Below are 14925 nucleotides of genomic sequence, written 5' to 3' on the forward strand. Positions count from 1 at the left end.
CCCTAAATGACGCGTCTGAGACCACAATCGATGCCTTATTTCTAGAATTTTGATAGCGTGAAAAGGCTTTTTATAGTCAATAGGAGCGGTTTTTAGCTTACTTTTGGTTGCAAACAAAAATACTAGAGAGTATGATAGAAACTAAATTTTTTTTTAAATCAACAACTTTGAAAACCAGCAGAACCCTGAAAGCTTTTTTGCTTGTTTTTGCTTTTTTTGCTCAAAGTAATTTGATGTTTGGGCAGGTTATCAATAATTATCTTTTTAGCCAGTCTGTTGGAACTTATACCCCGATTACAGGGGGTGTAGATATTGCAGTTGCTACAGATAATACTACTGCTGGTAATTTGAGTAGTGGTGTTTATAGTGTACTTCTTCCTTTTGATTTTAAATTTAATAATATAAATTATCTTGCAAATACTGCATTTAATGTGTCTGCAAAAGGTTTTATTACTTTTGGTGCAACGGTACCTGCAACTGGGTTATCGGCGCCTTTAGGCAATACAAGTTCTTTTGAAGGAGTAATCTCTCCCTGTGCAGGAAGTAGTTCTTCATTTGCTGGAATTAACGGGGTAACTGGAAGAATAACGAAAGAAGTTAGAGGTACAGCTCCTAACAGAGTTTTTGTAATAGAATGGCAAAATTTCAGACCTGTAGCTTCAACATCTACCACCAGTGTGTACGCGTTTTCTTTTCAAGTTCAGCTTTTTGAAACTACAAATAATGTAGCATTTGTTTACGGTTCAGGAAGTAACTTAATTGGAACTGTAAGCTCGGGTAGTTCAAGACAAGTTGGTCTTAGAGGATCTACCACTGCTGATTTTCTTGTAAGAATAAATGCATCTAACCAACTATTTAGTTCTTCTCTGCTTTCGGCAACAAGTGCAGATTATCAACAGATTCATACAGTGAATTCTCCTCCAGGAATGCCGGATAATGGCTTAACTTATTTATTTGAAGCTCCTTCTTGCTTTCCTCCATCAGCTATTGTACCTACAGCTATTGGCTATAACTCGATATCTTTAAGCTGGACAACTTCTGTATCTAACCCCAATGCAGGATATGATATTTATTATTCTACAAATAACGTAGCTCCAACATCGTCAACGGTGCTTACAGCAAGTAACTCTTATAGTACTACGGGTAATACAGCTTCTATTACGGGTTTAGCAACGGGTACAAAATATTATTTTTGGATGAGAGCTAAATGTACAACAACTGATATTGGAACTTGGATTCCCAATCCGGTAGTTTTTTCAACAGCATGTTTACCAGTAGCTAGTTTTTACGAAAATTTTGATGGATATAACAGTACGGTTATTCTTAAAAATACAGTTCCAAATTGTTGGTTCTTAAATATCCCACAGACTACACCAGGAACTGAGTATATACACAATACTTATGTTAACAGTACGCCGAATAACTTGTATTTGCAGTGTACTACAGCTCAGACACCTTTGATTGCTGTAATGCCTGAGTTTTCAAATGTAAATTTAGGAACTCACAGATTACGTTTTTTTGCAAGAGTTTCATCAACAGGAGGGAGTGGATTGCATGTTGGATATATGACCAATGCTGCAGATTTAAGTACTTTTACTCCTTTAGGTGTAATCTCTCCAACAAGTACATTGTCTGAGTATACTTTAGATATTCCCAACACAGTTCCGGCTGGAGCAAGATTGGCTATTAGAAATTCTGCAGACGGAAAAACATATTACATTGATGATCTATATTGGGAAGACGCACTTTTAGCAACCAATGAAACTTTAAATGGTAAAAAAGAACTTGCTTTTTATCCTAATCCTTTTACAGATTATGTCAATATAAATACAGAAAAAGCAATCGAGAGTTTCATTGTATCTGATACTTCTGGAAGAGTGGTGAAAACACTTAAAACTCCTTCAGGAAAGGTGTATTTAGGAGATTTGAAATCTGGACTTTACTTCGTGAAAGTAAAATTTGAAGACGGTAAAACAGAAACTTATAAAGCTCTTAAGAAAGACTAAAACAACAACTATAAAACTAAACAGCTTATCCTTAAAATCATCAGAAATTTTTCTGGTGATTTTTTTTATCCTCAAAACTGGCTGATTCTTACATGAAATACCTAATTTTTCTAATCTAAAAAAATGAGTATTTTTACTCGTCTGGAAATTTTTGAAATTTGTGATAAAAATTCAGACGTAAAATCGATTTAACCAAACATCAATGCGAAACAACTTTCTACTTATTTTTCTGTTTTTTTTAGGATTTATCAATGCTCAAAAACAATTAAACTTAATCCCTTATCCACAGAAAGTTGAATTAAAAACAGGTAATTTTGAGATCAATGAGAATACACTTCTCGTAGGTGACAAAAAATCTAACGAATACAAATACTTTACTGAAAAATTTAAGAAAATTTACTCCAAAGATTTATCTAAAAATATAAAAAAAGTAAAACCCAATTTTATTTCTCTACTATTAAATAAAGATTTAAAAATTGATAATAAACAAGAGTTTAATTCAAATTACATTTTAGATGTTAGCGATGAAATGATTTTGGTTATTGGAAAAAACTCTGAAGGTCTTTTTCAAGGCATTCAAACGCTTTTACAATTAATTGAAACTTCAAAAGACGGGAAAATTCCTGCTCTCAAAATCCAAGATTCACCCAAATTTGCTTGGCGTGGAATGCACCTCGACGTTTGCCGCCATTTTTTCACCGTTGAAGAAGTGAAGCAGTACATCGACTATTTGGCTATGTACAAACTGAATACTTTTCATTGGCATTTAACCGACGATCAAGGTTGGAGAATTGAAATTAAAAAATATCCAAAACTCACTGAAATTGGTTCAAAACGTAAAGAATCGATGATTGGTGCATATGTAGATAATACTTTCGACGGAAAACCTTACGGTCCTTATTTTTATACGCAAAAACAGATAAAAGATGTTGTAAAATATGCTCAGGAAAGACATATTACGATAGTTCCGGAGATAGAAATGCCGGGTCACGCTTTGGCGGCTCTTTCGGCTTATCCAGAATTGGCTTGTACAAAAGGTCCTTTCGAATCGGCTACAAAATGGGGCGTTTTTGATGATGTTTTTTGCCCGAAAGAGGAGACTTTTACTTTTTTAGAAAATGTTTTGGATGAAGTAATGACTTTATTTCCCTCACAATACATTCACATCGGAGGTGATGAATGTCCCAAAACCCGTTGGAAAGAATGTGTGCATTGCCAAGATTTAATTAAGAAAAACAATCTGAAAGATGAACATGGTTTACAAAGCTATTTCATTCAAAGAATTGAAAAATATGTGAATTCAAAAGGAAGAAAAATTATTGGCTGGGACGAAATTTTGGAAGGTGGCCTTGCTCCAAATGCAGCGGTGATGAGTTGGACTGGTATTAAAGGCGGAGTGGAAGCCGCGAAATCCAGCCATTTTGCAGTAATGACACCCGGTTCTTACTGTTATTTCGACCATTATCAAGGCGACCCACAAACAGAACCAAATGCTTTTGGTGGCTTCACGCCTTTAGATAAAGTCTATTCGTACAACCCAATTCCCGAGGAATTAAATTCTGAGCAGTCGAAATTTATTTTAGGCGTTCAAGCCAATCTTTGGACGGAATATGTCCTTGATTTTAAGCAAGTTCAATACATGATTTTTCCGAGACTTTTTGCACTTTCGGAAGTTGCTTGGGGAACCTCAAAACCAGATAATTACAAAGAATTTGAAAGCAGGGTTATCAATCATTTTAAATATTTAGACAAAATGGGTGTGAACTATGCTAAAAGTATTTATAATATTAATGGAAAAGTGATTCCGGCGCAAAATGGAGTTGCCTACGAATTATCGACTTCACAAAACCCAAACGAAATTCATTTTACGATTGACGGAACAGTTCCTACCGCACAATCTCCTTCTTATTCTAACGCGATTGAGGTACTAAAACCGATGACGATAAAATCTGCATATTTTGAAAATGGCGAATTGAAAAGCGCTATCTCTTCGCAAGATTTTGTACCATCAAAAACAACGGGTAAAAAGATTGCATTAGAACAGCAACCAAGTGAAAATTATTCTTTTGGAGGGGCTTTTACTTTGGTTGATGGGATTGTTGGAAATCAAAAACAGTTAGGAAAAACTTGGTTAGGTTTCCAAGGGAAAGATGTTGTTGCCACTATCGATTTGGGAAAAAAAACTCCGCTTTCTGAGGTTTATTTTAATACTTTAGACAATAAAGGAAGCTGGATTCATTTAGCAAAATCTGCAACAATACAAGTTTCTGATGATGGTGAAAACTTTAAAACCGTTAAAGAAATTAGTAAGGAAGAAATACTTTCCACAAAAGGAAAAATGAAAGTAAATATCGGCAATCAGCAAGCAAAATTTATAAAAATTAAAATAGAAAACGCTGGAATTATCCCTGCCGGAAATCCTGGAGCCGATTCTAAAGCCTGGCTTTTTGTTGATGAAATTGGCGTACATTAGAAGCACGAAATTTTTTGAATTATGCAAGATTCTATACTTTCTTCTGAATTTACTTCGTCGCCAGATTTGGTAGAAAAACTCTATGAAAATGGAGTCACTAAAATGTATCATGAAGGCGATATTATTTTAGATGAAAATTCGTCTATTCGCTCGATTCCTATTGTAATGAAGGGGATGATTAAGGTAATACGAACCGAAGAAGATGGCCGTGAAATTCTTTTGTATTATATTAAAGCGGGAGAAAGCTGCATTATGTCTTTTTTGGGGGGAATGCACAATGAAAAAAGCATCGTAAAAGCCGAAGTAGAGGAAGATGCAGAGATTTTGTTTTTACCAGTCGACAAAGTTTCGCTTTTTATTAAAGAACATCCGGAGTGGTTAGATTATATTTTCAGGCTGTATCATAAGCGTTTTGAAGAGCTTCTCGATATTATTAACGCAATCGCTTTCAAAAAAGTAGACGAAAGATTGCTTACTCTTTTGTTTAAAAAATCTGAAAATCTTGGCTCAAAAACCATTATCATTACTCACGAACAGCTTGCCAACGAATTGGGAACTGCACGAGTGGTGGTTTCTAGACTTCTAAAACAACTTGAAGATTCTGGAAAACTGAAGTTAGGACGCAATAAAATTACGCTTTCCTAAAACTAATTTTTCTTATGTAACAAAAGTAGCTGTACAGGTTGCCAAAGATTTCCATTTTTGCATCATAAATAAAAGTAAATGGAAATTTTTGGTTATATCGCGTCAGTTTTAATAGGGATTTCTTTAGGATTAATTGGTGGTGGCGGAAGTATTCTTACCGTTCCTGTATTGGTCTATTTGTTTGGCTTAGATGCTTTTATCGCAACGGAATATTCACTTTTTATTGTCGGAATTAGCAGTGTTGTTGGTTCACTTTCTTACTTCAAAAAAGGTTTGGTAAATCTTAAAACTGCCTTTATTTTTGGGATACCTTCTATTATTTCCATTTTTTTTACCAGAAATTTTCTTGTACCACTCATTCCAGATGAGGTTTTCAGCATCAGCAATTTTGTAATAACCAAAGATATTTTACTTCTTATCATTTTCGCTGTTTTAATGATTTTAGCTTCTTATAAAATGATTAAGAAAAGCCCTGAATTGCAAAATAGTGCTGTCGAAAAAAATAAGACGCTCTTAGCAGCAGGAGAAGGTTCTGTGGTTGGTGTTTTAACAGGACTTGTAGGAGCGGGTGGTGGTTTTATGATAATTCCTGCATTGGTAAATCTCCTTAAAACACCCATGAAAGTGGCAATAGGAACATCTTTGGTAATTATTTCACTTAACTCTTTAATAGGTTTTTTCTCTTCAGTAAAAAATGTTGAAGTTGATTGGAAGCTTCTGGCAACGATATCATCTATTGCGATTGTAGGGATTTTAATTGGCTCTCAACTTTCAAAAAAAATAGATGGTAAAAAACTGAAACCAGCTTTTGGATGGTTTATTCTCGTCATGGGAATTTACATTATTGTAAAAGAACTTTTTATTTAATTAAAAAATCCCTTCTGTAACAAAAGTAGCTGTGCAGAAATATTTAAACACAGAATTTTGCATCAATAAATAACAAAAAAATGATTACAATGAATATAGAACAAATTTATACAGGATGTCTTGCTCAGGGAGCATATTACATCGTTTCAAATGGTGAAGCTGCAATTATTGACCCGCTTAGAGAAACACAGCCTTATATCGAAAGATTAAAAAAAGATGGTGTTGTTTTAAAGTATATTTTCGAAACCCATTTTCACGCAGATTTCGTGAGCGGTCATGTAGATTTAAGTAAAAAAACAAATGCGCCTATTGTTTACGGGCCAACTGCAAAACCAGAGTTTGAAGCCATTATAGCTAAAGATCAACAGGTTTTCTCAATAGGAAATATCAAAATAAAAGTTCTTCACACACCTGGTCACACAATGGAAAGTTCTTCTTATTTATTGAGTAATGAGACCGGTAAAGATGTCGCATTATTCAGTGGAGATACTTTGTTTTTGGGAGATGTTGGTAGACCAGATTTGGCACAAAAAGCGGCGAATCTTACACAAGAAGAATTAGCAGGTTTGCTGTACGATAGTTTATATCAAAAAATATTGCCATTAGATGACGATATCATAGTATATCCCGCCCACGGAGCAGGTTCTGCTTGCGGAAAAAATATGCAGAAGGAAACACTTGATACTTTAGGAAACCAGAAAAAGACAAATTATGCGCTAAACCAAAAAGACAAAGAAAGTTTTGTGAAAGCGGTTACAGACGGGCTTCTTCCGCCACCTGCTTATTTTGGGATGAATGTAGCGATGAATAAAAAAGGCTACGAAAGTTTTGATGATGTTTTGTCTAAAGGATTGCACGCTCTTTCCCCTGAAAAATTCGAGGAAACTGCAGAGCAAACAGGAGCCTTGTTGTTGGATGTAAGAAACAATGAAGATTTTGCAAAAGGTTTTGTTCCTCAATCTGTAAATATTGGCCTCAATGGAGATTTTGCACCTTGGGTAGGAGCTTTAGTTGTAGATGTAAGACAACCAATTTTGTTAATTGCCGACAAAAATCAAGAAGAGGAAGCGGTTACAAGGCTTTCGCGAGTAGGGTTTGATGAAGTAATTGGTTTTCTTGAAGGCGGTTTTGAATCTTGGAAAAATAGCGGTAAAGAAATCGATACAGTCAACAGAATTTCTGCTCAGCAATTTGAAAAAGAAATTTCTGAAAATAACGCTACCATTATCGATGTAAGAAAAGAGTCTGAATATAATGCAGAACACGTTGATAATGCTTTTAATAAACCTTTAGCGTACATTAACGATTGGATAAATACACTAGATTCTAACGAGCATTTTTATCTGCATTGTGCAGGAGGCTACAGAAGTATGATGGCAGCAAGTATTTTACAGGCGAGAGGATATAGAAATTTTAGTGAAATTGCAGGAGGTTTTTCGGCGATCTCTCAAACAGAAGTTCCAAAAAGTGACTTCGTTTGCCAAACTAAGGTTTTTCCTTATATTAGTTGAAATGCAAAAAATGATTGAAAAATCATAAGAAATCTACGATAAGAAAATGAAAAATTCTGAAAATGAAGGTTATAAAAACCATTGGGAAAATGTATATGAAACCAAAAATTCTAATGAAGTAAGCTGGACGCAAGAAATTCCCGAAACTTCTTTAGAGCTTATTGAAAATGCAGCAGCAGATAAGACTTCAAAAATCATTGATATTGGAGGTGGCGATGGGACATTAATAGATTTTTTGCTTGAAAGAGGATTCGAAAGTCTTTCTGTCTTGGATATTTCTTCTAAAGCTTTACAAAAGGCAAAAAAAAGATTAGGAAGCAAAGCCGAACACGTACAGTTTATTACCTCAGATATTCGCGAATTTGAAACCGAAGCGACCTACGATATATGGCACGACAGAGCCACTTTTCATTTCCTTACAGAAGAAAATGATATAAAAAAATATGTAGACATCGTTAAAAATGCAGTGAGTGATATAATGATTATCGGTGCGTTTTCTTTTGAAGGGCCGCAAAAATGCAGCGGATTGCCCATTGTACAATACGATGCAGAGCGTTTACAAAATGTTTTTTTAGAAGATTTCGAGTTGATAAGATCTTTTAAACAAAATCATATAACTCCTTTCAATACGGTTCAGAATTTTATTTTCTGTCAATTTAAAAAGAAAAAAATAATTAAATAACAAATCAATTTCTATGTTAGAAATTATAAAAGAACCTTGGCCTTGGTATATTGCAGGCCCTATTATTGGTCTTACCGTTCCTACATTGCTTATTTTAGGAAACAAATCTTTCGGAATTAGCTCTTCATTACGACATATTTGTGCAGCGTGCATTCCTGCAAATATTAGTTTTTTTAAATACGATTGGAAAAAAGAATGGTGGAACTTATTCTTCGTTTTCGGAATTTTTCTGGGCGGAATTTTAGCCTCACAATATCTCGTAAATCCAGGTGAGATTTCAGTAAACCCTCAATTGAAAGCAGAATTGACAACGTACGGAATCACAGATTTTAGCAACCTCGTTCCTGTTCAGTTGATGAATTTTGCAAGTCTTTTAACCTTAAGAGGTTTCGTTACCATGGTTGTAGGAGGGTTTTTAGTAGGTTTCGGAACCCGATACGCAGGTGGCTGTACAAGCGGCCATGCAATTATGGGGCTTTCTAACTTGCAATGGCCATCATTAGTGGCAACAATTTGCTTTATGGCGGGAGGTTTTTTAATGGCAAATGTAATCCTGCCTCTTATTCTTTCACTTTAATAATTAATAAAAAATGTTACAAGAAACAGAAGATATACGTCACCAAGACACCATTTGCGTTAACGAAAGCGAGTTGCAACACAAATGGTATCATAATATTAAATACCTAGTTGTAGGGATTTTATTCGGGATTGTATTTGTAAAAGCAGAAATTATCAGTTGGTTTAGAATTCAGGAGATGTTTCGCTTGCAATCTTTCCACATGTATGGAGTAATTGGCAGCGCGGTATTAACGGGAATGATTTCCGTTTTTCTCATCAAGAAATTTAAAATTAAAACCATTTATGGAGAGACTATAAAGATTGCTCCAAAGAAATTCAATAAAGGGCAAATTTATGGAGGGCTTATTTTTGGGTTTGGTTGGGCAGTTACAGGAGCTTGTCCAGGGCCGCTTTTTGCTCAGATAGGAACAGGAGCTTTCGCAGTTATCGTTACTTTAACGAGTGCTGTTTTGGGAACTTGGGTGTATGGATATTTCAGAGACAAATTACCTCATTAAATTTTTCAATAAATCTAATTGTAGCGATGGTTTTGCCATCGCTTTTTTTATTTTTTAGTATGTCTAAAATCACTAATTTCGAAATTAAATAAATCTAATATGCAGAGCAGAAGAAAGTTCATAAAAAAATCAATGATTGCTTCCTTAGCTTTAGCGGTAAATCCGTTGGATTTGATGGCTAAAGGTTCATCCGAAAACAAAAGTTCTTCACTGGGGAAACCCATCGTTCTTTCCACATGGAATTTTGGTTTGAAAACCAATGAAGAAGCCTGGGAAATCTTAGGAAAAGGCGGTCGTGCTTTGGATGCTGTAGAAAAAGGAGTACGTTTGGTGGAAGAAGATCCTAATGAAAGAAGTGTTGGTTATGGAGGTCGCCCAGACAGAGACGGAAGAGTAACTTTGGATGCCTGTATTATGGATGAAAATTATAATATTGGTTCTGTAGCTTGTCTTGAAAACATAAAAAACCCAATTTCTGTTGCAAGAGCGGTGATGGAGAAGACGCCTCACGTAATGTTGGTGGGAGATGGAGCTTTTCAGTTTGCCATTTCTCAAGGGTTTAAAAAAGAAAATCTTTTAACAGCAGATTCCGAAAAAGAATGGAAAGAATGGCTGAAAAATAGTAAATATCAACCTATCGTAAATATTGAAAATCACGATACAATCGGGATGATTGCTTTAGATGCACAAGGAAATCTTTCTGGAGCTTGTACAACCAGCGGGATGGCTTTTAAAATGCACGGAAGGGTAGGAGATTCTCCGATTATTGGTGCAGGTTTGTTTGTAGACAACGAAGTTGGAGCAGCAACAGCAACAGGTCATGGTGAAGAAGTTATTAGAACGGTGGGAACTCATTTGGTGGTTGAATTGATGCGACAGGGAAGAAAACCGCAACAAGCTTGTAAAGAAGCTGTGGAAAGAATTGTACAGATTACTAAAAAAAGAGGAAAAAACCTGAGAGATATTCAAGTTGGTTTTATTGCAATTAATAAAAAGGGAGAATATGGTTCATATTGTATTCAGGATGGATTTAATTTTGCCGTTTACGACCAAAAAGGAAATCGCTTGGAAAAGCCTGAATTTGCTTTAAAATAGCAAGAACCATTTAAAAAGTAAAAAGAGCCAAGTAAAAAGTATTTTTGCTAAATCTTGAATCTTGAATCTTGAATCTTGAATCTCAAATCTAAAAAAAAACTATGTTCCTAGAAATCGCTACTTTCGATATTACTTCCGCTGAAATTGCTTTAAATTCTGTTGCTGATAGAATAGAATTTTGTGCAGACATCAATACCGGCGGAATTACGCCCGACCTTGAAGAATTAAGATATTTAAAAGAAAAATATTCAAAACCTATCCATGTGATGATTCGTCCGGTGGGTGGGAATTTCTTGTATACAGATGCAGAATTCCAACAAATGCAAAAAGATATTATTGCCTTTTCTAAAGCGAATGCAGATGGTTTTGTTTTCGGAATTTTAGACGAAAACCAAGAAGTAGATATTGAAAAAAATAAACTTTTGGTCGATTTGGCGAATGGGAAACCTTGCGTCTTTCATCGAGCGATAGACCGCACAAAAAATATTTTTGAATCAACCGAGAAAATCATTGAAATTGGCTTCAAAGAAATCCTTACTTCAGGTGGAGAAAACTCTGCGGTTGCAGGTAAAGAAAATCTTGCAAAACTGGTTGAAAACTACGGCGACCAGATTAAAACCTTGATTGGCGGTGGTGTTCGTTCGAATAATATTTCAGAATTAAAAACCTTTACGAAAGGTCAATATTTTCATTCTTCGGCGGTGCTGTCTTACGAAACCTTTGCCAATGCAGAAGAGATTAAAAACCTAAAATTTAATGTCTGAAATTTAGTGTAAGCTAAATTAACGCAAAGATTTTATTTAGAATCTAATTATTTAAGCTAGCAAAGTTTACGACAAAGTTGTTGATTAAGCGTGGAAAAACGGAAGCTTAATCAAATCAATTTATTGATTAATCTTTGCTCACTTATAATGTTTGATGTCTTCTTTAATAAACTTTGCGTTCAAAATAATAAAACACAACAATTGACAGAAAATGAATTATCATATAAAATAATTGGCGCAGCTTTAGAGGTTCATAGAAATCTTTGAGCGTGATTAATGGAAAGTGCTTATGAACAAGCTTTGGTTTACGAATTGAAGAAAATAGGTTTGGAAATAAAACAACAAATTTATCTTCCGGTTCTTTACAAAGAAATGAAAATTGAAAATGCATACAAGGTTGATTTGATTGTTAATGAAAAGGTAATTGTTGAGATAAAATCTGTCTTAGAATTGCATGCAGTCTTTTATTCACAACTCACAACATATTTAAAACTTACAAACTTAAAACTCGGGCTTCTAATTAATTTCAACACTCCTTTAATTAAAGATGAAATTCATCGAATTGTAAATAAATTATAATGAAAAAAACGCTTTTTTTTCTTTTTTGTCTCGTTCAAAACATCATTTTTGCACAATTTTCTGAGCGAAATTTATCCTCCGAAAAATGGGTTTTTAAAAATTCTAAAGAAAATAATTGGTTTACGGCTTCAGTTCCGGGAACGGTACATTTGGATTTGATGAATCATAAAATAATTCCCGACCCGTATAAAGACGAAAACGAAAAAAAAGTTCAATGGGTTGAAAACGAAGACTGGGATTATCAGGCAACTTTTAAAATTTCTTCCAAAGAATTAGAAAACCAAAACATAGATTTGGTTTTTAATGGTTTAGATACATTTTCTGAAATTTATTTAAATGGAAAATTGTTGCAGTCTACAGATAATATGTTCAGAAAATGGACAATTCCTGTCAAAAATAATTTAAAAGTTGGCGAAAATATTTTAGAAGTTAAATTCAAATCTGCGGTAAATATTGGAAAAGAATTGGCGAAAAAAGTTCCTTTTACGATGCCCGAATCTCCAAGAAGTTTTGTGAGAAAAGCGCAATATCAATTTGGTTGGGATTGGGGACCGAGATTGGTTACGTCAGGAATTTGGAAAAATGTTACGCTAAATTTCTGGAATCAAGCTTTGCTTGAACATGCGAAAATTGAACAGAAAGATGTAACAACACAAAAGGCAGATTTAAATATTCATGCTAAAATTTTCGCTAAAAAAGAAGGAAGTTATCGTCTTTTGGTAAATGAAAAGTCACAAAATATTTCTTTAAAATCGGGAGTAAACGATATTGTAGTTCCGTATCAAATTCAAAATCCAAAATTTTGGCAGCCGAATGGTTGGGGAAATCAGGATTTGTATTCATTGAAAATTTCATTGCAAAAAGATTCAAAAATCATTTCCGAAAGATCTGAAATAATTGGGTTGAGAACCGTCGAATTAATTCAGGAAAAAGACGAAAAAGGAAAGTCGTTTTATTTTAAAGTAAACGGAAAACCTATGTATGCGAAAGGTACCAATTGGATTCCGGGAGACAGTTTTTCACCGAGAATGACCAAAGAAAAATACCAGCAGTTGATAAAAGCTTGTAAAGATGCAAACATGAATATGATTCGTATTTGGGGCGGCGGAATTTATGAAGACGAAGAATTTTACAAAGCTTGTGACGAAAACGGAATTTTGGTGTGGCAAGATTTTATGTTTGCGGGAAGTTTTTATCCGACAGACGAAAATTTCCAAAAAAATGTAGAAGCTGAGGTAAAAGACCAGATTGAAAGACTTCAAAATCACCCTTCATTGGCTTTGTGGTGCGGAAATAACGAAGTTGATGAAGCAATTGTAAATTGGGGTTATCAAAAACAATTTAAATATTCAAAAGAAGATTCTTTGCAGGTTTGGAAAGATTACAAGAAAATTTTCCATGAGGTAATCCCGAATTCAATTAAAAAATATGCGACGAGCGACAAACAATTGTATTGGGAAAGTTCGCCATCGATTGGATGGGGACATAAAGAGAGTTTAACTGAAGGCGATTCTCATTATTGGGGCGTTTGGTGGGGCGAACAACCTTTTGAAATTTACAACGAAAAAGTTCCAAGATTTGCCTCTGAATACGGTTTTCAGGGAATGCCAAGTTTAGAAACTACAAAATCTATGTTTTCCGGAACTCCAGAATTGAGTTTGCAAAACGAAACAATAAAAGCGCACGAAAAACACGCAAGAGGTTGGGAAATCATCCAAAAATATATGGAAAGAGATTATAAAATTCCCAATGATTTTGTGAAATATAACTACGTTTCTCAGCTTCTTCAAGCGCGTGGAATGCAGATTGCCATTGAAGCGCACCGTCGTTCAAAACCTTATAACATGGGAACTTTGTATTGGCAACTCAACGATTGTTGGCCAGTGGTTTCGTGGTCGTCGATTGATTATTTGGGAAATTGGAAGGCGTTGCATTATCAAATAAAAAGAAGTTTTGAAAATCAGGTTATTTTAACGGAAGAAAAAGATGATTTTTTAAATTTTAACGCAATTAATGACGGTTTTGAAAAATATAAAGATGTAAAACTCGAAATTCAAGTTTTGGATTTTAACGGTAAAGTTTTGAATGATTTAACCACCGTAAAAGACGGAAAAACATTAGCTGAAATACTTTTGTTTGAACATATTGAGATTAAAAATTTAATTAAATATTCTAGTAAAAATGAAGTCTTTTTAAAGTTGATTTTAAAAGATTCAACTAAAAAAATGATTGCCGAAAACCTCCATTTTTTTGCGAAACCAAAAGATTTAAAACTTCCAAAACCCAACATCAAAATCAAGAAAATTTCTGAGACCGAGATTGAAGTTTCTAGCGATGTTTTAGCAAAAGACGTTTATTTGATGGGCGATACGCATTTTAGCGACAATTTTTTTGATTTACTTCCGAAAAGTTCTAAGAGAATACAGCTTACAAAACCTTTGCAAAAAATCGATGCGATGAGTTTGTTTGATACGATGAATGATTAAATTTTACCATAGATTATGAAAAAATTGAAGATTGTATCAAATTTATTATTAAGTTTTTTTGTTGTCGTATTTGCAGGAAGTATATTTATTTCTTGGACAAATTTTAAGATAAAAGTAGAGCTACCAATTAATGATTATTCAGGTTTTGTAGTTGATAGTGAAGAAAATGTTTACATTGGAGATAGTTTTCTTTCAATTGTGCAAAAGTATGATAGAAATGGTTCTTTCATGGAATCTTTTCATTTTAAAGAAGGAAAAGGGAAGCCTTTTAGAATGCTAATTGATGATAATGATAATATTCTATTTAAATCTACACTTTATCATGATTTGATAGTTTATCCTGCTTATGACAGGTATTCCACCTACAATATTAAAAATGTTTACCATTTAGAAAATGATAAAACTCCAACAATATTCATTTCTAAAGAAAAAATAAAGTATGTAAATACTTCGGTTTATTATCCTTCAATTTGGAAAGTTTCTGGAATCAAAAAGAAGTTAGTTGAGCAGAATTTATTGTTGAGGGTTTTCAGTTTGCCATCAATGTGCATCATAATTTTCATTGCATTAATGCTAAAATTAATCATTTATTTACAGGAAAAATTAAAAAAGTGGAAAGCAAAGATTTTATGAAAAATGAACTACAATTTTGCGCAAAAAATATTATCGATTTTGTTCTATCCAATAAAACCTAACGGGTTTCAAAACCCGTTAGGTTTGGCTCAACCTCAACCTCAACCT

At 34.1% G+C, this 14925-nt stretch carries 13 protein-coding genes; all 13 read left to right on the forward strand.

What is annotated here, in order from left to right; all coding sequences use genetic code 11:
* Positions 1-167: 167 nt before the first annotated feature.
* A complete protein-coding gene (locus AC2A1D_RS15855) occupies positions 168-2006 on the forward strand; it encodes a T9SS type A sorting domain-containing protein (protein WP_484044550.1) in 1839 nt (612 codons plus the stop codon).
* A gap of 202 nt (positions 2007-2208) precedes the next feature.
* Positions 2209-4479, forward strand: coding sequence for a glycoside hydrolase family 20 protein (locus AC2A1D_RS15860; protein WP_484044551.1), 2271 nt, complete (start codon positions 2209-2211; stop codon positions 4477-4479).
* A 21-nt stretch (positions 4480-4500) separates the two neighbouring features.
* Complete coding sequence (locus tag AC2A1D_RS15865; RefSeq protein WP_484044552.1) at positions 4501-5124, forward strand: Crp/Fnr family transcriptional regulator; 624 nt, start codon at positions 4501-4503, stop codon at positions 5122-5124.
* Positions 5125-5202: 78 nt separating this feature from the next.
* Positions 5203-5991: a sulfite exporter TauE/SafE family protein gene (locus AC2A1D_RS15870; protein ID WP_484044553.1), complete on the forward strand. Its 789-nt coding sequence runs from the start codon at positions 5203-5205 to the stop codon at positions 5989-5991.
* An 89-nt stretch (positions 5992-6080) separates the two neighbouring features.
* A complete protein-coding gene (locus AC2A1D_RS15875) occupies positions 6081-7502 on the forward strand; it encodes an MBL fold metallo-hydrolase (protein ID WP_484044554.1) in 1422 nt (473 codons plus the stop codon).
* Between the two features lie 46 nt (positions 7503-7548).
* Complete coding sequence (locus tag AC2A1D_RS15880) at positions 7549-8184, forward strand: class I SAM-dependent methyltransferase (RefSeq protein WP_484044555.1); 636 nt, start codon at positions 7549-7551, stop codon at positions 8182-8184.
* Positions 8185-8197: 13 nt separating this feature from the next.
* A complete protein-coding gene (locus tag AC2A1D_RS15885; protein WP_484044556.1) occupies positions 8198-8761 on the forward strand; it encodes a YeeE/YedE family protein in 564 nt (187 codons plus the stop codon).
* Between the two features lie 13 nt (positions 8762-8774).
* Positions 8775-9260: a DUF6691 family protein gene (locus AC2A1D_RS15890; RefSeq protein WP_484044557.1), complete on the forward strand. Its 486-nt coding sequence runs from the start codon at positions 8775-8777 to the stop codon at positions 9258-9260.
* Between the two features lie 99 nt (positions 9261-9359).
* Complete coding sequence (locus tag AC2A1D_RS15895) at positions 9360-10355, forward strand: isoaspartyl peptidase/L-asparaginase family protein (protein ID WP_484044558.1); 996 nt, start codon at positions 9360-9362, stop codon at positions 10353-10355.
* 101 nt (positions 10356-10456) lie between these two features.
* A complete protein-coding gene (locus tag AC2A1D_RS15900; protein WP_484044559.1) occupies positions 10457-11119 on the forward strand; it encodes a copper homeostasis protein CutC in 663 nt (220 codons plus the stop codon).
* A gap of 276 nt (positions 11120-11395) precedes the next feature.
* The gene (locus AC2A1D_RS15905; protein ID WP_484044560.1) at positions 11396-11698 is read left to right on the forward strand and encodes a GxxExxY protein; all 303 of its coding nucleotides are present in this window, start codon (positions 11396-11398) and stop codon (positions 11696-11698) included.
* Positions 11698-14184: a beta-mannosidase gene (locus tag AC2A1D_RS15910; RefSeq protein WP_484044561.1), complete on the forward strand. Its 2487-nt coding sequence runs from the start codon at positions 11698-11700 to the stop codon at positions 14182-14184. The genes AC2A1D_RS15905 and AC2A1D_RS15910 overlap by 1 nt, the downstream gene beginning before the upstream one ends.
* A gap of 15 nt (positions 14185-14199) precedes the next feature.
* Complete coding sequence (locus AC2A1D_RS15915; RefSeq protein ID WP_484044562.1) at positions 14200-14817, forward strand: hypothetical protein; 618 nt, start codon at positions 14200-14202, stop codon at positions 14815-14817.
* The last annotated feature ends 108 nt before the right edge of the window (positions 14818-14925 follow it).

The sequence above is a fragment of the Chryseobacterium sp. HNCC26DJ239 genome (assembly GCF_057180445.1).